Genomic DNA, 17,475 nt, shown 5'->3' with positions numbered 1-17,475 from the left:
CTGTTTTGACTTCAGAGGATACCCCATGACCAATGGGACGGATTATCGCGCCATTCTCGCCAGCGATACGCCACTGATTGACGTACGCGCCCCGGTGGAGTTTAGCCAAAGCGCGATGCCGGCGGCGATCAACCTGCCGCTGATGAATGATGAAGAACGCGCCGCGGTCGGCACCTGCTACAAGCGTCAGGGGCCAGAGGCGGCGCTGGCGCTCGGCCATAAGCTGGTTGATGGCGACCTGCGCGCCAGCCGGATCCAGGCGTGGCTGGAAGCGTGCGCCCGTTACCCGCACGGTTACCTGTGCTGCGCCCGCGGCGGCCAGCGATCGCATATCGTCCAGCAGTGGCTGAAAGACGCTGGCGTGGAGTACCCCCTGATCGTCGGCGGCTATAAAGCGCTACGCCAGGCGGCGATCCAGGCCACCGACGAACTGGTACAGCGCCCGATTGTGCTGATTGGCGGCTGCACCGGCAATGGCAAAACTCAGCTGGTCTGCTCGCGACCGGACGGTATCGATCTGGAAGGGCTTGCCCATCACCGCGGTTCTTCATTCGGTCGAACCCTGCAGGATCAGCACCCGCAGGCCACCTTTGAAAACCACCTGGCGGTCAGCCTGCTTAAAAAAGCCGAACAGCAGACCCGCTGGGTGCTGGAAGATGAAGGCCATATGATCGGTGCCAACCATCTGCCGGAGTGCCTGCGCCTCCGCATGGCGCAATCGCCGCTGGCGGTGGTGGAAGATCCATTTGACATTCGCCTCGAACGGCTGCGCGAAGAGTATTTCGATCGCATGTATCGCGACTTTATCGCCGCGTATGGCGAAGAGAAAGGCTGGCAGGCATACGGCGAGTACCTCCATCACGGTCTGTTTGCCATCCGCCGTCGCCTGGGGCTGCAGCGTTTTGCTCAGTTGACTGAACGGCTCGATGAGGCGCTGGCGCAGCAGCAGCACACCGCCAGCACCGAGGCGCACTTCGCCTGGCTGGTGCCGCTGCTGGAAGAATATTACGATCCAATGTATCGCTATCAGTTGGGGAAAAAAGCCGGGAAGATTATTTTTCGCGGCAACTGGCAGGAGGTCGCCGCCTGGCTGGCGAAGTAATCGCATGCGCTATTGTCCCGGCTTGCGGCGTAAACGCCTTAGCCGGGCTACTGGTCGGCGCAATTTATAGCCCCGGTAGCGCAGCGCGACCGGGGAGTTGTGACCGCTTAGAAGTCGTAACGCAGACGCACCAGGTTCATATCCCCCAGGTTGTCGGTGCTGGAGGTAAACACGTGTTCGTAGTCAACGCGGAAACCGTAATCCAGCTGGAAGCTGATCCCCAGACCGTTATCGATACGCTGGTAGTTGCGGCCATTCACGTACTGCAGGCGGTCGCCCATAAAGTACGGCTGAATAGATTTAACAGCGTATTGATTGATCGGGAATTTATAGCCCGCAAAATATTCAATCCCCCAGGCGTCACCGGCGAAGTAGTTATGCACATCGGTTTTTTTGGTGGTGAGGAAGTTCTGATACCAGCCGCCGCCGAAGGAGAAGGTCCAGTTATCCGGGGTCCAGCTCAGCGCGGTACCGACGATGTTCTGGTCATAGGTTTTGCTGTCGGCGCTTGACGGGTCGCGCATTTCGGCGCGGGTATAGTTCCACGCGGTACCCCAGGTCAGGTCCTTCATGATGTGGTAGTCCGCACCAACAGAACCGCCGCCTTTACGCTTGTAGCGCAGGCCGTTGCCCGGCAGATACTCACTATCTTCGAACAGATAAGAGCCGTAAAGATCGACATCACCCACGGTTTTCTTATATTTCAGCATATTACGTGAACGATAGGAGCCATCGTAATCGCCGTTAATACCGTTTCCCGGGGCCTGGCCGATCATGTCGTAGTCCCAGATATCGGTTTTCACCCCCACCACATCATAGTAAATGCTGTTCTGCTGCCCGTAGGTTAATGTGCCCCAGGTATCGCTTTTCAGGCCGGTATACAGCATGCGGCGGGTGGTATTGTTTGCGCCTTCCGCGTAGTGGTTATCCCAGTCAAACAGTGCCGGAATGTTCACCCCCAGTTCGTAGTAGCTGATCCAGCTAATATCATCGAACAGGTAGTAATCCGCCGCGAAGCGGAAACGGGTGCCACCGTCGAAACCGTTACGCTTATAAGATCCTTTATCACCATCACCGCTCATCATGTTGAACTGCGGACGAATACTCCCGCCGACGGTAAAGTTAAGCCGGCTTAACGGATCGCCCGCCTGCGGATCTTGTTTCAGCAGCGTGATCTCCGCGTGGGAAGCAAATGAAGCGAACACCAGTGTTGCGCCGATCGAGACCGCCAGCGCTTTTATTTTATGTGCCATAGTTTTTCCTTGATTAATAAGCAACCTTATATTTACCAGCTGAATATTAACCGCGAATCAGTACAGCGTGTTGTCGGTTTTTTAATGTTTTGTGCGCTTAAAAATCAACGAGTTATCAATTTGTGCGCTTAAAATAAAAGCGCCGCCAAAAACGGCGGCGCATCATCAAAATGCAATAATCTTACTGGCTAAACTGGCGGAACAACGCTTTCCCTTTTAACAAACGCAGCCCCAGCCCGCCGCCGCACAGAGATAACAACACCGCTCCCGTCAGCGGCAGCATCACCCACAAGCGCCAGTCCGGCGTCCAGGGGAAATCAAATACTTTCGTCTGCAGCATCGCCAGCGCCACTTCCGCGCCTATCGCCGCCACCAGTCCGGAAACCAGCCCCAGCAGGGCAAACTCCGCCCACAGCGTGGCGCGCAGCAGCGATTTCCCGGCCCCCAGCGTGCGCCAGACCACCAGCTCCTGATGCCGCTGGCGCATACCGACCTGGACCTGCGCCAGCAACAGCAGCACGCCGCAGGCCGTGACCAGGCCCACCATCACCTCCAGCGCCCGGCTGACCTGGGAGAGCACCTGGCCGACCTGACGCAGGATGGCGCCGATATCCAACAAGCTAACGGTGGGAAACTCGCGGTTCAACTGGGTCAACATCGCGGGACCGTTATCCCAGCGGAAGCTGGTGAGCCAGCTCTGCGGCTGCCCGTCCAGCGCCCCGGAGGGGAAAATAAAGAAGAAGTTGGGCCGCAGGCTCTCCCAGTCAACTTTGCGCACGCTGCTGACCTTCGCGCTGAAGTCCTGAGTATCGCCGGTAAAGGTCACCGTATCGCCGATCTTCACCCCCAGCCGCTGCGCCAGTCCCTCTTCAATCGATACCTCGCCCGGCTTCGGCGGCCAGTTGCCGGCCACCAGCGGATTATGATCCGGACGATCGGCGCTCCAGGTCAGATTGAGTTCCCGGTTAAGCGCTTCATCTTTGTTACCGTCCGTGGAGTGACCGTTGATCTGCGTCAGACGAGCCCGGACGATCGGATAAAATTCCGCCGCCCGGGTCTGGTGTTCGGCGAGGAAAGTCTTCACCGGCATTATCTGCTCAGGGGCAATATTGATCAGAAAGTAGTTCGGGCTTTCCCGGGGCAACTGCTGCTGCCAGCGGTCAAGCAGATCGCCGCGCAGCACCAGCAGCAGCGCCAGTAGCATAAACGACAGGGAAAACGCCGCCAGCTGGCTGAGGGTCGACCACGGCTGGCGCAGCAGGCGGTTCACCGCCAGACGCAGCGGCAAGGCTTTGAGCGTCAGGCGTTTGAGCAGCCACAGTAATCCCCAGCCCACCAGGCCGCACAGCAGCGCCAGCACCACCGCCCCGGCCAGCACCGACCACAGCAGCGGGCTGCCGCCCATCAGCCAGGCCAGCCCGCCGACCACCACCGCGCAGACCACAGGAATATAGTGTTTCAGCGGCCAGACGTTAGCCACCACATCCTGACGCAGCACTCGCAGCGGCAGGGTCGCCAGCAGCAGTCGATACGGCCGCAGGCCCACCAGCAGGGAAATGACGCCTGTCGCCCCGATAGCCCACAGCCACGGCCAACCGCTGGCAGCGGGTAGCGCGGCGGGTAGCACCGGTTTGAGCATCAACAGCAGCAGGCGCTCCAGCGCCAGGCCCACGACCCCGCCGCTTATTACCGACAGCGTCAGCAGCAGCAGCCACTGGCCGACGATGAGCTTGCGCAGCTGCGCCCGCCCGGCACCCAGCGTCTTCAAAATTGCGACCAGATCGTAGCGACTGCGGCAGTAGTGGCTCATCGCCACGGCGATCGCGGCAACGGCCAGCAGCAGCGTCAACAGCGCGGATAACAGCAGGAATTGCTGCGAGCGCTCAAGGGATTTGCCCAGCGCGCTGTCGTCCTGTTCAAGGCCAGTCCAGCGATGTTCCGCGCCGAGCTTCGGCAGCAGCCATTGTTCATAATCCGCCAGCTGTTGCACGTTACCGGCGAACTTATAGCGCCATGCGACGCGACTGCCGGGCTGCACGGCCCCGGTTTTTGCCACGTCAGCCATATTCATCATCAGTCGCGGCGCCATCTGGAAGGGGTTAAACCCTGCATCCGGCTCCTGAATCACTTCCCCGGCAATGCGCAGCGTGGCATCGCCAACGTCAATCGTATCGCCGGTTTTCAGGTTCAGGAGCGCCATCAGCCTTGGCGCCAGCAGCACGCTCCCCGCCTGCGGCTTCAGCCCCGGCGGCTGCGTCTCGAGGGTGCCATACAGCGGATAGCGGTCGTCCACCGCCTTAACGTCCGCCAGCTGCGGCGTATCACCGGCGAACGTCATGGTGGCGAAGCTCAGCTGCTCGCCGACGGTCAGCCCTGACTTCCGCGCTTGCGCGATCCACTCGGCGGGTACCTCGCGCGAACTGCGCAGCGTACGGTCGCCGGCCATAAACTCACGGCTTTGCTGGCTAAGGCCTTTCTCCATCCGATCGCTTATCGACCCCAGGGCCAGCACGCAGGCCACGGCGAGGCTTAACGCCAGCCAAACGATCAGCAGCGACGGCGAGCGCCATTCGCGCCAGAACCAGCGGGCGATCATGCTTCCTCCCGCAGTTGGCCATCCACCAGGCGCAGACGGCGGTCGCAGCGCGCCGCCAGCAGCGGATCGTGAGTGACGAGGATCAGGGTGGTGCCGTGTTCGCGATTAAGCGAGAACAGCAGATCGGCAATTTTGTCCCCGGTCTGGCGATCGAGGTTGCCGGTGGGCTCATCGGCGAACAGGAGGGCCGGGCGCCCGTTGAAGGCCCGGGCCAGCGCCACCCGCTGCTGTTCGCCGCCGGAGAGCTGCGCCGGCAGGTGGTGCAGGCGTTTGCCAAGCCCCAACTGCTCAAGCAGCGCGCGGGCATCGCCCTGGCTCTCACTGTCGCTGGCGCCGCGCAGCAGCGCCGGCAGCTCGACGTTCTCCAGGGCGTTGAGCGTCGGGATGAGCATAAACGACTGAAAAACAAAGCCAACGTGCTGCGCCCGCAGCGCCGCCCGCGCCTCCTCATCCATCCGATGCAGCGGTTTGCCCAGCATCGAGACTTCCCCGCTGCTGCCATCGTCCAGGCCAGCGAGGATCGCCAGCAGGGTCGATTTACCGGAACCTGACTCGCCGATCAGGGCGATGGTCTGCCGCGGTTTGACAACCAGCTCAACTCCGGTAAGGATGGAGAGCTGATGCTCTCCCTGACCGACGGACTTCTTAAGATGATGAACTTCAAGTATGTTTTCCGCTGGCATGTGCCTTTCCTGTTTTTGTTCCTGTTTACCTGCCGCGCAATGGCGGCGGACACGCTGCTGATCCTCGGCGACAGCCTGAGCGCTGGCTATCGAATGGCGGCCAACGCCGCCTGGCCTGCGCTGCTCAATGAGAAGTGGCAGGCGAAAACACCGGTGGTGAACGCCAGCATCAGCGGCGATACCTCGCAGCAGGGGCTGGCCCGCCTGCCAGCGCTGCTTAAGCAGCATCAGCCGCGCTGGGTGCTGGTTGAGCTCGGCGGCAATGACGGGCTGCGCGGTTTTCCGCCACAGCAGACCGAGCAAACACTGCGCACCATTATTAAAGATATCAAAGCGGCCAACGCCGAGCCGCTGCTGATGCAAATTCACCTGCCGGCGAACTATGGCCGCCGCTATAATGAAGCCTTCGGCGCGATTTACCCGGCCCTGGCCAAAGAGTTCGGTATTCCTCTCCTGCCTTTTTTTATGGAGGAGGTCTATCTCAAACCGCAATGGATGCAGGACGACGGCATTCACCCAAATCGCGACGCGCAGCCGTTTATCGCCGACTGGATGGCGAACCGGCTGGCTCCCTTAGTTAATCATGACTCCTGAACGCCAGGGGTCGCTGACAGGTAAAGTTATGCAAAAAACGGTTTTAGTGACAGGCTGTTCCAGCGGAATTGGTCTGGAAAGCGCGCTGGATTTAACCCGCCAGGGCTTTCGCGTGCTGGCGGCCTGCCGCAAAGCGGAGGATGTCGCGCGGATGCAGGAGCTGGGGCTAACCGGTATTTTGCTCGATCTGGATGACCCACAGAGCGTGGAGCGCGCGGCGGCGGAGGTGATTGCGCTGACCGATAATCGTCTCTATGGCCTGTTCAATAACGCCGGTTATGGCGTCTATGGCCCGCTGAACACCATCAGCCGCCAGCAGATGGAACAGCAGTTTTCCGCCAACTTTTTCGGCGCGCATCAGCTGACCATGCTGCTGCTGCCGGCGATGACGCCGCACGGCGAAGGGCGCATCGTGATGACCTCCTCGGTGATGGGGCTTATCGCCAGTCCCGGTCGCGGGGCCTATGCCGCCAGTAAATACGCCCTCGAGGCGTGGTCCGATGCGCTACGCATGGAATTGCGCCACAGTGGTATTCAGGTCAGCCTGATTGAACCGGGCCCGATCCGCACCCGCTTTACCGATAACGTCAACCAGACGCAAAGCGATAAACCCGTAGAAAACCCGGGCATCGCCGCTCGCTTTACCCTCGGACCGGAGGCGGTGGTGGAAAAAGTGCGCCACGCTTTTACCAGCGATAAGCCAAAGCTGCGCTACCCGGTCACTCTGGTGACTCACGCGGTGGCGCTGCTCAAACGCCTGCTGCCTGCCCGCGCGATGGACAAAATTATCCACGGCTGAGTTGAAGCGCGGCATGCCGCCCCCATGTAAAACAGAAATCGACTAACGAGAAATGCCCATGTCCGAACAGAATATTGTCAATATTAGCGAAGCGAACCTGCAGCAGACGCTACAGCAGTCCATGAACGTCCCGGTGCTGTTTTATTTCTGGTCTGCCCGCAGCCAGCACTGCGAACAACTGACCCCAGTCCTCGAGCGCCTGGCCGCCCAGTATAACGGCCAGTTCACGCTGGCGAAGGTCGATTGCGACGCCGAGCAAATGCTCGCTTCACAGTTTGGTCTGCGCGCCATCCCTACAGTTTATCTGTTCCAGAACGGCCAGCCGGTGGACGGTTTTGAAGGCCCGCAGCCGGAGGAAGCGATTCGCGCCCTGCTGGATAAAGTCCTGCCGCGTGAAGAGGAGCTGAAAGCCCAGCAGGCGCTGGCCCTGATGCAGGAAGAAAAATACGCCGAGGCATTACCGCTGCTGAAGGAAGCCTGGCAGCTGTCGAATCAGGACAGCCAGATTGGTCTGCTGCTGGCGGAAACGCTGATTGCCCTGCACCGTTCCGATGAAGCGGAAAGCGTGCTGAAAACCATCCCGCTGCAGGATCAGGACACCCACTATCAGGGTCTGGTGGCGCAGATTGAGCTGCTCAAACAGGCCGCCGACACCCCGGAAATTCAGCAGTTGCAGCAGCAGGTGGAACAGAATCCGGACGATGCGCAGCTGGCCTCCCAGCTGGCGCTGCAGCTGCATCAGGTCGGGCGTAATGAAGAAGCGCTGGCGCTGCTGTTCAGCCATCTGCAGAAGGATTTAGGCGCCGGCGATGGCCAGGCGCGCAAGATGCTGCAGGAGATCCTCGCCGCCCTCGGTACCGGCGATGCGCTGGCCGCCAAATACCGCCGCCAGCTCTATTCGCTGCTGTACTAATCAGAGGCGTTGACCCGGATAGCGCTACGCTTATCCGGGCTACAGATTACGCCGTGGTAGCCCGGGTAAGGCGTGAACGCCGCAACCCGGGATCGTTCATGGGTGCTTTTTCAGCTGCGTTACCACCAGCTGATGACGGGCATTGAAGAACTTCCGGTAGGTCAGATAGCCGGCGATAATCGTCGACAGGCTGGCGGTCGACAGCAGCATAAAGGTCACCATGATCTGGTACTTAATCGCCTTCACCGGGTCAATACCGGCAAAAATTAGCCCCGACATCATCCCAGGCAAGCTCACCAGCCCGACCGTTTTCGCTGAATCGACGGTGGGAATCAATGACGCGCGAATGCTCTCGCGAATCAGCCGCGCCGCAGCCATCTTCGGCGTCGCGCCGAGGCTCAGCTTCTCCTGAATCTGCTGCTGCTCGCTGCTGAAGCGCTGGCCCATATTGTTGTAGCACAGCCCCACCGCCACCATGGCGTTCCCGGCCACCATCCCGGCAATCGGGATCACCTGCATCGGCACGAAGGCGATCGACCCCGAAAAGACCAGTACCGCCAACGTTAGTCCGGCGCCAGTGGTAATAGCGATAAACGACGAGACAAAAGCTTTATCGATATATTTACTGCGCTTCTTCGCATTCCACGCCGCGTTAAAGCAGATAAACAGCACCATCAACAGCGTCAGAACCGCATGATTGACGTTAAAGATATATTTCAGCACATAGCCGACGATAATCAGCTGCACGATCGCCCGGCAAATACTCCAGATAATATCTTTTTCCAGTGCCAGTTTTTCCCGATAGCTGACCAGAATAGCGATCAGCACCAGCACCATCGACAGCGCCAGCGATTCGTTCGTAATGTTATGCCCGTTCATGCTGTACCTCCTGCATGTTTCCGCCGGCAGGTTGCAGCGTAATCACTCCATCGGCATGCGAAATTTCGTTGCGATCGTGGGTGACCCACAGAACAGCGACCTGTTTTTCCGTCGCGTAGCCATGAATAATGTCATTCACATTCTGTTTATTACTTTCATCCAGCGCGCTGGTAATTTCGTCCAGCAGCAGCACGCGCGGCAGAAATTGTAAATTGCGGATCAGCGATACGCGCTGCTTTTCCCCGCCGGACAGTTCGTTAATAGACTTTTCCAGCATATTTTCGCCAAGGCCAAAGCGCTGCAGGTCAGCCACCAGCGCCTGCGGATCGGGTTGTTTGTTGCGGATCTGCCACGGAAAAACCAGGTTATCGTAGACTGAATCACCGAACAGCGCCGGCGTCTGCGCGCAGTAAGACACCTGCTGACGATAGGTTTCCGGCGACAGCGTCGCGATATCCACATCGTCAAAAAAAAGGCGTCCGGAGGTTGGGCTGAGCAGCGAGGCGATAATCTTCAGCAAGGTGCTTTTCCCGCAGCCGGAAGGCCCGGTAATCAGCTTAAATTCTCCGGGTCTGAGCTGAAGAGTGATATTGTGTAAAATAACTGCGTCGTCGGTCTTAAACCCCACACCCTCGAGACGCAAAAGCGCGTTATTTTCCTTCATGAGTCTTCCTGATTATTTTCTGAAACACCGCTAGTTTACCCCACTTTCCTTTCTCCAGGATGAGGAGAAAGATATACTCAGTTTAAACATGCGCTATTTCCTTGTAGCGCCCCACCAGGCAACAAGACAGGAGGTTTTTGATGCTGATTTTTATTCCTATCCTTATTTTCGTCGCGCTGGTCATTGTGGCCGCGGCGGTGAAAATTGTCCCGCAAGGCTATCAGTGGACGGTAGAACGTTTTGGGCGCTTTACCCAGACGCTGCAGCCGGGATTAAGCTTAGTCGTGCCGTTTATGGACCGAATCGGCCGCAAAGTGAACATGATGGAGCAGGTGCTCGACATCCCCTCGCAGGAGGTTATCTCCCGGGATAACGCCAACGTCACCATCGACGCGGTCTGCTTTATTCAGGTGATTGACGCGCCAAAGGCCGCCTACGAGGTCAGCAATCTTGAGCAGGCGATCGTCAACCTGACGATGACCAATATCCGTACCGTGCTCGGCTCGATGGAGCTGGACGAAATGCTCTCCCAACGCGACAGCATTAACACCCGTCTGCTGCATATCGTTGACGACGCCACTAATCCGTGGGGAGTAAAAATCACCCGCGTCGAAATTCGCGACGTTCGCCCGCCGGCGGAGCTTATTGCCTCAATGAACGCCCAGATGAAAGCCGAACGTACCAAACGCGCCTATATCCTTGAGGCCGAAGGGGTGCGACAGGCGGAAATTCTGAAAGCGGAAGGGGAAAAGCAGTCGCAGATCCTCAAAGCCGAGGGGGAACGGCAGTCCGCTTTCCTGCAGGCCGAAGCTCGCGAACGTTCCGCCGAAGCGGAAGCCCGCGCCACTCAGATGGTCTCCTCGGCAATCGCCTCGGGCGATATTCAGGCGATCAACTACTTCGTGGCGCAGAAGTACACCGATGCGCTGCAGCAGATTGGCGCCGCTAACAACAGCAAAGTGGTGCTGATGCCGCTGGATGCCAGTAGCCTGATGGGATCGATTGCCGGGATCAGCGAGCTGATCAAAGAAGGCGCTGGCGATCGGAAAAAATCATGATCGACATGATCTTCGCCCATCCGCATCTGTTCTGGTTAAGCCTGGGCGGGCTGCTGCTGGCGGCCGAGATGCTTGGCGGCAGCGGCTATCTGCTGTGGAGCGGCGTCGCTGGCGTGGTGACCGGCGCTCTCACCTGGCTCCTGCCGCTGAGCTGGGAATGGCAAGGGACGCTGTTTGCCGTTCTCACCCTGCTGGCGGCGTGGCTGTGGTCGAAATGGCTGCGCAAGCGGGTCAAAACGCAGCGTCCGGCCGATGCTCAGCTCAACCAGCGCGGGCAGCAACTGGTGGGCCGCCGCCTGACGCTGGATGCCCCGCTGGTAAACGGCCGCGGCCATGTACGCGTGGGCGACAGCTCCTGGCCGGTGATTGCCGATGAAGACCTCGCGGCGGGCAGCAAGGTTGAAGTAATTGCCGTAGAAGGAATTACGCTACGAATCAGACCCGTCGTCCGTTAAGCCTGCGCCTTGCGATGGCAGCAGCCGGAAAGATTATCGATAATCGGGCACTCCGCGCTGTCGTCGCCGGGGCAGGATTCGGCCAGCGCCAGCAGGTGCGCGCGCATATTTTGCAGCTCGCGGATATGGTTCTCGATATCCGCCACTTTCTCCAGCGTGCGTTTTTTCACATCGGCGCTGTGCCGCGACGGGTCGTTGAACAAGGCCACCAGCTCGCGGCACTCTTCCAGGTTAAACCCCACCTGCCGCGCCTGGCGCAGCAGCGTCAGCTCATCGAGATGCTGCTGACTGTAAGTGCGGTAGCCGTTTTCGCTCCGCAACGGCGGCGTCACCAGCCCCTTCTCTTCGTAAAAACGAATCGCTTTGCTGGTTAAACCGGTTTTTTTCGCCACATCGCTGATATTCATTTTTTCTCCTTGACCTTCCCCTTGCTGGAAGGTTTAACCTTCTTAATACTCGATGAAAGAGTGGGTCTGGTCAATCGTTGACCGGAAAATTATTCAGGAGTTATTTATGTCTAACACTATCGACCTGACGCTGGATGGCCTCTCCTGCGGCCACTGCGTCAAACGCGTGAAAGAGAGTCTGGAACAGCGTCCTGACGTTGAGCAAGCCGAGGTGACCCTCACTGAAGCCCATGTCACGGGCAGCGCCAGCGCGCAAGCGCTGATTGATACCGTGAAACAAGCCGGATACGGCGCGGAGCTCAGCCACCCAAAGGCTAAACCGCTGGCAGAATCATCAATCCCGTCGGAAGCACTGACAGCGGCCACTCCTGAGCTTCCGGCAGCCCATGACGAAGATGACAGTCAACAGCTGCTGATCAACGGCATGAGCTGCGCCAGCTGCGTCTCCCGGGTACAAAACGCGCTTGCCGCGGTGCCGGGCGTCTCACAGGCGCGGGTTAACCTGGCGGAACGCACGGCGCTGGTGATGGGCAGTGCGTCCGCCGCAGAATTAGTGCAGGCGGTGGAGAAAGCCGGCTATGGCGCGGAGGCGATCGAAGACGATCTGCAACGCCGCGAACGCCAGCAGGAAACCGCTATTGCTACGATGAAGCGTTTTCGCTGGCAGGCGATTGTCGCCCTGCTGGTCGGCGTGCCGGTGATGGTCTGGGGGATGATCGGCGATAACATGATGGTCAGCGACGACAACCGTTCGCTGTGGCTGGTCATCGGCCTTATCACCCTCGCCGTCATGGTCTTTGCCGGCGGCCACTTCTACCACAGCGCGTGGAAAAGCCTGAAAAACGGCACCGCCACCATGGATACGCTGGTAGCGCTCGGCACCGGCGTCGCCTGGCTGTACTCGATGAGCGTCAACCTGTGGCCACAGTGGTTCCCGATGGAAGCCCGGCATCTGTATTACGAAGCCAGCGCGATGATTATCGGCCTGATTAACCTCGGCCATATGCTGGAGGCCCGCGCGCGTCAGCGCTCCTCGAAAGCGCTGGAGAAACTGCTCGATCTGACGCCGCCTTCAGCCCGCGTGGTGACCCCTAAGGGGGAAAAGGATCTGCCGCTCGCGGAAGTTCAGGCGGGTATGACGCTGCGCCTGACCACCGGCGACCGCGTCCCGGTCGACGGCGTGATAAGCCAGGGCGAAGCCTGGTTTGATGAAGCGATGCTCACCGGCGAACCGGTGCCACAGCAAAAAGGCGATGGCGATGCCATTCACGCCGGCACCGTGGTGCAGGACGGCAGCGTGCTGTTCACCGCCAGCGCCGTCGGCAGCCAGACCACGCTGGCAAGAATTATCCGTATGGTGCGCCAGGCGCAGAGCAGCAAGCCGGAGATCGGCCAGCTGGCGGATAAAATCTCCGCCGTATTTGTTCCGGCGGTAGTCGCCATTGCGCTGATCAGCGCCGCGATCTGGTACGTCTTCGGCCCGGCGCCGCAGATCGTCTATACCCTGGTCATTGCCACCACGGTACTGATTATCGCCTGTCCGTGCGCGTTAGGCCTGGCGACGCCGATGTCGATTATCTCCGGCGTTGGCCGGGCGGCGGAGTACGGTGTGCTGGTGCGCGATGCCGATGCTCTGCAGCGCGCCAGTGAACTCGACACCCTGGTGTTCGATAAAACCGGCACCCTGACCGAAGGCAAGCCGCAGGTGGTGGCGGTGAAAACTTTCGCTGGCGTTGATGAGCATACCGCGTTGCGTCTTGCCGCCGCGCTGGAGCAGGGCTCAAGTCATCCGCTGGCGCGAGCGATCCTCGATAAAGCCGCCGACAGTTCGTTGCCGGAAGTGAGCGGCTTCCGCACCCTGCGCGGCCTTGGCGTCAGCGGCGAAGCGGAAGGTCATCGCCTGCTGCTCGGCAACCAGGCGCTGCTCAACGAGCAGCATATCGCCACCGGCGATATAGAAAGCGAGATGACGGCGCAGGCCTCGCGCGGCGCCACGCCGGTGCTGCTGGCGGTGGATGGTCAGGCGGCCGCGCTGTTCGCCATCCGTGACCCGCTGCGCGAAGACAGCGTCGACGCCCTGGCCCGCCTGCATCGGCAGGGCTACCGGCTGGTGATGCTTACCGGGGATAATCCCACCACCGCGAAGGCCATCGCCAAAGAAGCCGGCATTGATGAAGTGATCGCTGGCGTGCTGCCGGACGGTAAAGCCGATGCCATTAAACGACTGCAGAGCCAGGGGCACAAAGTGGCGATGGTTGGCGACGGCATTAACGACGCTCCGGCGCTGGCCCAGGCGGATGTCGGGATCGCCATGGGCGGCGGCAGCGATGTCGCTATTGAAACCGCGGCGATCACCCTGATGCGCCATAGTCTTCACGGCGTGGCCGATGCGCTGGCGATTTCGAAGGCGACCTTACGCAATATGAAGCAGAACCTGCTGGGCGCGTTTGCCTACAACTCGCTGGGTATCCCGATTGCCGCCGGGATCCTCTGGCCGCTGACCGGCACCCTGCTCAACCCGGTGGTCGCCGGCGCGGCGATGGCGCTGTCGTCGATCACCGTGGTGAGTAACGCCAACCGCCTGCTGCGCTTTAAACCAAAAGAGTAAACGCCGTCAGATGAAACGGGCGCCGACGTTGTTCGGCGCCTGTATTTTTGCTGACACAAGAAAAGCCCGCCGGAAGGGTGACGTGTATCACCATATGCGCTAGCATGAATGCCTCACACTTCGGAGCGCGTATGGGCCTGTTAAACCGGATAAAAATGCTGTGGCGAGCCGCCGTCGGCTCGTCTTATTCCTGGCCTGCGATGGATATCGTCCTGCCCGGCGAACGCTATTTGCACCTCGTCGGCAGCATCCATATGGGCACCCGCGACATGGCGCCGCCGCCAGCGAAGCTTCTGAAAAAAATACGCCAGGCCGATGCGTTAATCGTCGAGGCCGATATCAGCGGCAATGAAACCCCGTTTAGCAACCTTCCCTCTTACCCGCCGCTGGCAGAACGTCTGAGCGATGCGCAGTTGAGCGCGCTAGAGGCGCGAGCCGGCGAGCTGGGCCTGTCGGTCGGGCTGTTCGACAGCCAGCCGCTGTGGCAGGTGGCGATGGTGCTACAAGCCACCCAGGCGCAGAAGCTGGGACTGCGACCGGATTACGGCATCGATTATCAGTTGCTGATGGCCGCCCGCGAGAGCAACATAACGGTGATGGAGCTGGAAGGCGCCGACAGCCAAATCGCGCTGCTGCGCGATCTGCCCGACGGGGGGATGGCGCTGCTGGAGGATACGCTGAGCCACTGGCGGACCAATGCCCGCCTGCTACAGGTGATGATCGGCTGGTGGCTGGAGCAACCGCCATCGCGCGGCGCGGTATCGCTGCCGACGACCTTTAGCCAGTCTTTGTATGATGTGCTGATGCACCAGCGCAATCTCGCCTGGCGCGAGACGCTGCTGGCCTTGCCGCCGGGGCGCTACGTGGTTGCCGTCGGCGCGCTGCACCTGTATGGCGAAGGGAATCTGCCGGATATGCTGACCTAAAAAAATGGCCAATATTGCTATTGGCCCGTCAAAGAGGAATTTCATCATTATTATTATCCCGGGATTTGCATCCCGGATCGTCTGATTGTCGCTCAAAGTGACCATCACTGCCAACACTATTGCGCAAGATGGTACTATTTTTTAGACAACCTGCGGGCGTATTCTGACGTCACGCAAAACCGGTTGGTAAGAAGGATAGCTATGACTCCCGCCGTTAAATTACTCGAAAAAAACAAAATCCCCTTTCAGATCCACAGTTACGATCACGATCCCAATGAGACCAACTTCGGAGATGAAGTGGTGCGCAAGCTCGGCCTCAATGCCGACCAGGTTTACAAGACCCTGCTGGTCGCCGTTAACGGCGATATGAAGCATCTGGCGGTCGCCGTCACCCCGGTCGCCGGGCAGCTGGATTTGAAGAAAGTGGCGAAAGCGCTGGGCGCCAAGAAAGTCGACATGGCCGACCCGATGGTGGCGCAGCGTATCACCGGCTATCTGGTGGGCGGCATCAGTCCGCTGGGGCAGAAGAAGCGCCTGCCGACGGTGATTGACGCTCCGGCGCAGGAATTTGCCACCATCTATATTTCCGGCGGCAAACGCGGTCTGGATATTGAGCTGGCGGCCAGCGATCTGGCGCAGCTTCTGGACGCGAAGTTCGCCGATATCGCCCGCCGCGATTGAGCACACCATCCCGGATAGCGGCGCACGCGCCTTATCCGGGTTACCCAACTCGTAGCCCCGGTAAGCGCAGCGCCACCGGGGAAATAGCCAACCTGAAGCCCAGGCTTACTGCCAGCTCACCTCGCCTTTCGGCTCGTAGGCTGCCGCATCCAGCGGCGAGTTCTTCTCGATATACTCTTTCAGCACTTCGGCATCGATAAAGCCGGTATTCACATACCCGGGTTTATCGGCAATGTTCGGATAGCCATCGCCGCCGGTAGCGTTAAAGCTCAGCGTCGCCATCCGGTAGGTCTTCGCCGGATCCACCGGTTCGCCTTTGATTTTCAGATCGTTCAGTTTGCCATCTTTGGCTACAAAGCTGACGTTGGCAAACTGCGGATAGGCGCCGGAATCCGGCTTCATCTGCGCGACGGCGGTCAGGTAATCCACCACCTCCTTGCCGCTCATATCGACATAGGTCAGCACATTGCCGAACGGCTGGACCTTCATCACATCCTTATAGGTGATATCCCCCGCCTCGATGGAGTCGCGGATCCCACCGCCGCTCATCACCGCGAAATCCGCATTGCTGCGCGCCATCTGCGCCGCCAGCAGCAGGTGCCCCATATTGGTCTGCACAAAGCGCACTTTACTGCGGTCGCCCTCCAGATGACCATTCACGCTACCAATTTTGACCTGCAGTTGCGCTTTGCCTTTGTTCTGGAACGGCGTCAGCAGCGACATCATCTGCGGGTTCTCTGCGATCTGCGGCGTATACAGCACCCGCTCGCTTTGGCCGTTATCGTAAGTCACTTTTTTCTTCAGGTTCACCGGGATCAACTGATAATGCACCAGCTTCATCTCGCCGTTGCGGAACTCAAAATCGGCGCGGCCGACGTATTTGCCCCACTCATGCGCCTGGACGATCCAGATGCCGTTCTGACGATCCGGCGCGCACGGGGTGCCTGGCACATAATCGACCTGCTTTTTATTTTCCGACGCCATGCATACCGGATCCTGCGAGTGACCGCCGACGATCATCGCCAGCGATCCCGCAGGTAAACTCCGCGCCATTTCAACGTCGCCCGGCGCGTTAGAGCCGTGGTTGCCATTGTCGTAATGGCCCATATGGGTGGTGGCCAGGATCACGTCCGGCTTTTCATTCTGCTGCAGCTCCTGGATCACCAGCTTCGCCTCTTCCGCCGGTTTGCGGAATTCGATATCGGTGAAATATTCCGGATTGCCAATCTTGGCCGTATCGTCGGTGGTTAAGCCAATCACCGCGATTTTCAGCCCGCCGCGCTTAAACAGCGCCCAGGGTTTGAACAGCCGTTCGCCGGTGCTTTTCTGATAAATATTGGCCGACAGGAACGGGAACTTCGCCCACTTTTCCTGCTGGCGCAGCACGCTCAGCGGATTATCAAATTCATGGTTCCCCACCGCCATTGCGTCGTAGCCGATCAGGTTCATGCCGCGAAAATCGGGCTCTGCATCCTGTAAATCAGACTCCGGCACGCCGGTATTAATATCGCCGCCGGATAACAGCAGGACGCTCCCCCCTTCCGCCGCCACTTCTTTCCGGATGCCATCGACCAACGTTTTCTGCGCCGCCAGACCATATTCGCCGTAGTCATTGCGCCAGAAATGGCCGTGATGATCGTTGGTGTGCAGGATGGTAATTTTATAGGTTTTATCCTGCTCATAGGCCTGTGCGGACAGGCTGCCCAGCGATAAGGCGGCAAATAACGCCAGCGCTACGCGATGTTTAAAATACTGCATGCTTCACTCCCTGACTTAATCCCAAGTGCCGAAAGTATAGCGAGTTAGTCGCGTTGACAAATATGTTTTCAGAATTGCGACTTCCTTCACCCCCTAAGG

At 59.3% G+C, this 17,475-nt stretch carries 17 protein-coding genes; 10 read left to right on the top strand and 7 right to left on the bottom strand.

Translation table 11 applies throughout. The features are described 5' to 3' along the window. Positions 1-25 precede the first annotated feature (25 nt). Positions 26-1,102 (top strand): tRNA 2-selenouridine(34) synthase MnmH, encoded by a 1,077-nt coding sequence (mnmH, locus tag A1WC_RS19675; protein ID WP_016160409.1) that lies wholly within the window; start codon positions 26-28, stop codon positions 1,100-1,102. Between the two features lie 107 nt (positions 1,103-1,209). Here mnmH and A1WC_RS19680 read toward each other — a convergent pair whose 3' ends face one another. Then, positions 1,210-2,355 carry a porin gene (locus A1WC_RS19680; protein WP_016160408.1) on the bottom strand — a complete coding sequence of 382 codons (1,146 nt, stop codon included), beginning with the start codon at positions 2,353-2,355 and terminating at the stop codon, positions 1,210-1,212. A 91-nt stretch (positions 2,356-2,446) separates the two neighbouring features. On the opposite strand from A1WC_RS19680, the gene A1WC_RS27825 reads away from it, so the two are divergent. After that, complete coding sequence (locus A1WC_RS27825; RefSeq protein WP_162535923.1) at positions 2,447-2,575, top strand: hypothetical protein; 129 nt, start codon at positions 2,447-2,449, stop codon at positions 2,573-2,575. On the opposite strand, the gene ybbP is transcribed toward A1WC_RS27825, so the two are convergent. Both ybbP and ybbA read right to left on the bottom strand, forming a co-directional pair. Further along, entirely contained in the window at positions 2,537-4,951 is a 2,415-nt protein-coding gene (gene ybbP / locus A1WC_RS19685; protein WP_016160407.1) for a putative ABC transporter permease subunit YbbP, read from the bottom strand. The two genes, A1WC_RS27825 and ybbP, sit on opposite strands and share 39 nt — an antisense overlap. Then, positions 4,948-5,634, bottom strand: a complete 687-nt coding sequence (gene ybbA / locus A1WC_RS19690) for a putative ABC transporter ATP-binding protein YbbA (protein WP_008805463.1) — start codon at positions 5,632-5,634, stop codon at positions 4,948-4,950. Before ybbA ends, ybbP begins: the two co-directional genes overlap by 4 nt. Between ybbA and tesA the strand changes: the two genes are divergently transcribed. From tesA to A1WC_RS19705, 3 genes are read left to right on the top strand one after another with little or no spacing between them, the layout of a single operon-like run. Then, entirely contained in the window at positions 5,605-6,228 is a 624-nt protein-coding gene (gene tesA / locus A1WC_RS19695; RefSeq protein WP_032691134.1) for a multifunctional acyl-CoA thioesterase I/protease I/lysophospholipase L1, read from the top strand. The two genes, ybbA and tesA, sit on opposite strands and share 30 nt — an antisense overlap. Beyond that, on the top strand, positions 6,218-7,027 hold the full coding sequence (locus A1WC_RS19700; RefSeq protein WP_009484702.1) for an SDR family oxidoreductase: 810 nt from the start codon (positions 6,218-6,220) through the stop codon (positions 7,025-7,027). Before tesA ends, A1WC_RS19700 begins: the two co-directional genes overlap by 11 nt. 58 nt (positions 7,028-7,085) lie before the next feature. Then, entirely contained in the window at positions 7,086-7,940 is an 855-nt protein-coding gene (locus A1WC_RS19705) for a co-chaperone YbbN (protein WP_008805461.1), read from the top strand. A gap of 96 nt (positions 7,941-8,036) precedes the next feature. Here the strand turns inward: A1WC_RS19705 and fetB are convergent, their stop codons facing one another. Both fetB and fetA read right to left on the bottom strand, forming a co-directional pair. Beyond that, positions 8,037-8,819, bottom strand: a complete 783-nt coding sequence (gene fetB / locus A1WC_RS19710) for an iron efflux ABC transporter permease subunit FetB (RefSeq protein WP_008805460.1) — start codon at positions 8,817-8,819, stop codon at positions 8,037-8,039. Then, entirely contained in the window at positions 8,806-9,483 is a 678-nt protein-coding gene (gene fetA, locus A1WC_RS19715; protein ID WP_016160405.1) for an iron efflux ABC transporter ATP-binding subunit FetA, read from the bottom strand. Before fetA ends, fetB begins: the two co-directional genes overlap by 14 nt. A gap of 140 nt (positions 9,484-9,623) precedes the next feature. Here fetA and A1WC_RS19720 point away from each other — a divergent pair, with 140 nt between their 5' ends. Beyond that, entirely contained in the window at positions 9,624-10,541 is a 918-nt protein-coding gene (locus tag A1WC_RS19720; protein WP_002892258.1) for an SPFH domain-containing protein, read from the top strand. Further along, complete coding sequence (locus A1WC_RS19725; protein ID WP_016160404.1) at positions 10,538-10,996, top strand: NfeD family protein; 459 nt, start codon at positions 10,538-10,540, stop codon at positions 10,994-10,996. The genes A1WC_RS19720 and A1WC_RS19725 overlap by 4 nt, the downstream gene beginning before the upstream one ends. On the opposite strand, the gene cueR is transcribed toward A1WC_RS19725, so the two are convergent. After that, positions 10,993-11,403 (bottom strand): Cu(I)-responsive transcriptional regulator, encoded by a 411-nt coding sequence (gene cueR, locus A1WC_RS19730; RefSeq protein WP_002892208.1) that lies wholly within the window; start codon positions 11,401-11,403, stop codon positions 10,993-10,995. The two genes, A1WC_RS19725 and cueR, sit on opposite strands and share 4 nt — an antisense overlap. A gap of 106 nt (positions 11,404-11,509) precedes the next feature. Between cueR and copA the strand changes: the two genes are divergently transcribed. The 3 genes from copA (at position 11,510) to ybaK (ending at position 15,618) form a co-directional block, all read left to right on the top strand. Then, positions 11,510-14,011 carry a copper-exporting P-type ATPase CopA gene (gene copA, locus A1WC_RS19735; protein WP_016160403.1) on the top strand — a complete coding sequence of 834 codons (2,502 nt, stop codon included), beginning with the start codon at positions 11,510-11,512 and terminating at the stop codon, positions 14,009-14,011. A 131-nt stretch (positions 14,012-14,142) separates the two neighbouring features. Continuing rightward, positions 14,143-14,937, top strand: coding sequence for a TraB/GumN family protein (locus A1WC_RS19740; protein WP_016160402.1), 795 nt, complete (start codon positions 14,143-14,145; stop codon positions 14,935-14,937). A 201-nt stretch (positions 14,938-15,138) separates the two neighbouring features. Then, positions 15,139-15,618, top strand: coding sequence for a Cys-tRNA(Pro)/Cys-tRNA(Cys) deacylase YbaK (ybaK, locus tag A1WC_RS19745; protein ID WP_004204728.1), 480 nt, complete (start codon positions 15,139-15,141; stop codon positions 15,616-15,618). 105 nt (positions 15,619-15,723) lie between these two features. On the opposite strand, the gene ushA is transcribed toward ybaK, so the two are convergent. After that, positions 15,724-17,376 (bottom strand): bifunctional UDP-sugar hydrolase/5'-nucleotidase UshA, encoded by a 1,653-nt coding sequence (gene ushA, locus A1WC_RS19750; RefSeq protein WP_012542660.1) that lies wholly within the window; start codon positions 17,374-17,376, stop codon positions 15,724-15,726. Positions 17,377-17,475: the final 99 nt, after the last annotated feature.

This window comes from Klebsiella sp. KTE92, from assembly GCF_000398905.1.
Taxonomy (GTDB): domain Bacteria; phylum Pseudomonadota; class Gammaproteobacteria; order Enterobacterales; family Enterobacteriaceae; genus Klebsiella; species Klebsiella variicola.
The sequence above is the reverse complement of the archived record's forward strand: the minus strand, read 5'-3'. Positions and strand labels throughout refer to the sequence as shown.

Coding starts and splice junctions, on each gene's coding strand:
- mnmH (WP_016160409.1), top strand. CDS start 26: ATGACCAATGGGACGGATTATCGCGCCATTCTCGCCAGCGATACGCCA.
- A1WC_RS19680 (WP_016160408.1), bottom strand. CDS start 2,355: ATGGCACATAAAATAAAAGCGCTGGCGGTCTCGATCGGCGCAACACTG.
- ybbP (WP_016160407.1), bottom strand. CDS start 4,951: ATGATCGCCCGCTGGTTCTGGCGCGAATGGCGCTCGCCGTCGCTGCTG.
- tesA (WP_032691134.1), top strand. CDS start 5,605: ATGAACTTCAAGTATGTTTTCCGCTGGCATGTGCCTTTCCTGTTTTTG.
- ybbA (WP_008805463.1), bottom strand. CDS start 5,634: ATGCCAGCGGAAAACATACTTGAAGTTCATCATCTTAAGAAGTCCGTC.
- A1WC_RS19700 (WP_009484702.1), top strand. CDS start 6,218: ATGACTCCTGAACGCCAGGGGTCGCTGACAGGTAAAGTTATGCAAAAA.
- A1WC_RS19705 (WP_008805461.1), top strand. CDS start 7,086: ATGTCCGAACAGAATATTGTCAATATTAGCGAAGCGAACCTGCAGCAG.
- fetB (WP_008805460.1), bottom strand. CDS start 8,819: ATGAACGGGCATAACATTACGAACGAATCGCTGGCGCTGTCGATGGTG.
- fetA (WP_016160405.1), bottom strand. CDS start 9,483: ATGAAGGAAAATAACGCGCTTTTGCGTCTCGAGGGTGTGGGGTTTAAG.
- A1WC_RS19720 (WP_002892258.1), top strand. CDS start 9,624: ATGCTGATTTTTATTCCTATCCTTATTTTCGTCGCGCTGGTCATTGTG.
- A1WC_RS19725 (WP_016160404.1), top strand. CDS start 10,538: ATGATCGACATGATCTTCGCCCATCCGCATCTGTTCTGGTTAAGCCTG.
- cueR (WP_002892208.1), bottom strand. CDS start 11,403: ATGAATATCAGCGATGTGGCGAAAAAAACCGGTTTAACCAGCAAAGCG.
- copA (WP_016160403.1), top strand. CDS start 11,510: ATGTCTAACACTATCGACCTGACGCTGGATGGCCTCTCCTGCGGCCAC.
- A1WC_RS19740 (WP_016160402.1), top strand. CDS start 14,143: ATGGGCCTGTTAAACCGGATAAAAATGCTGTGGCGAGCCGCCGTCGGC.
- ybaK (WP_004204728.1), top strand. CDS start 15,139: ATGACTCCCGCCGTTAAATTACTCGAAAAAAACAAAATCCCCTTTCAG.
- ushA (WP_012542660.1), bottom strand. CDS start 17,376: ATGCAGTATTTTAAACATCGCGTAGCGCTGGCGTTATTTGCCGCCTTA.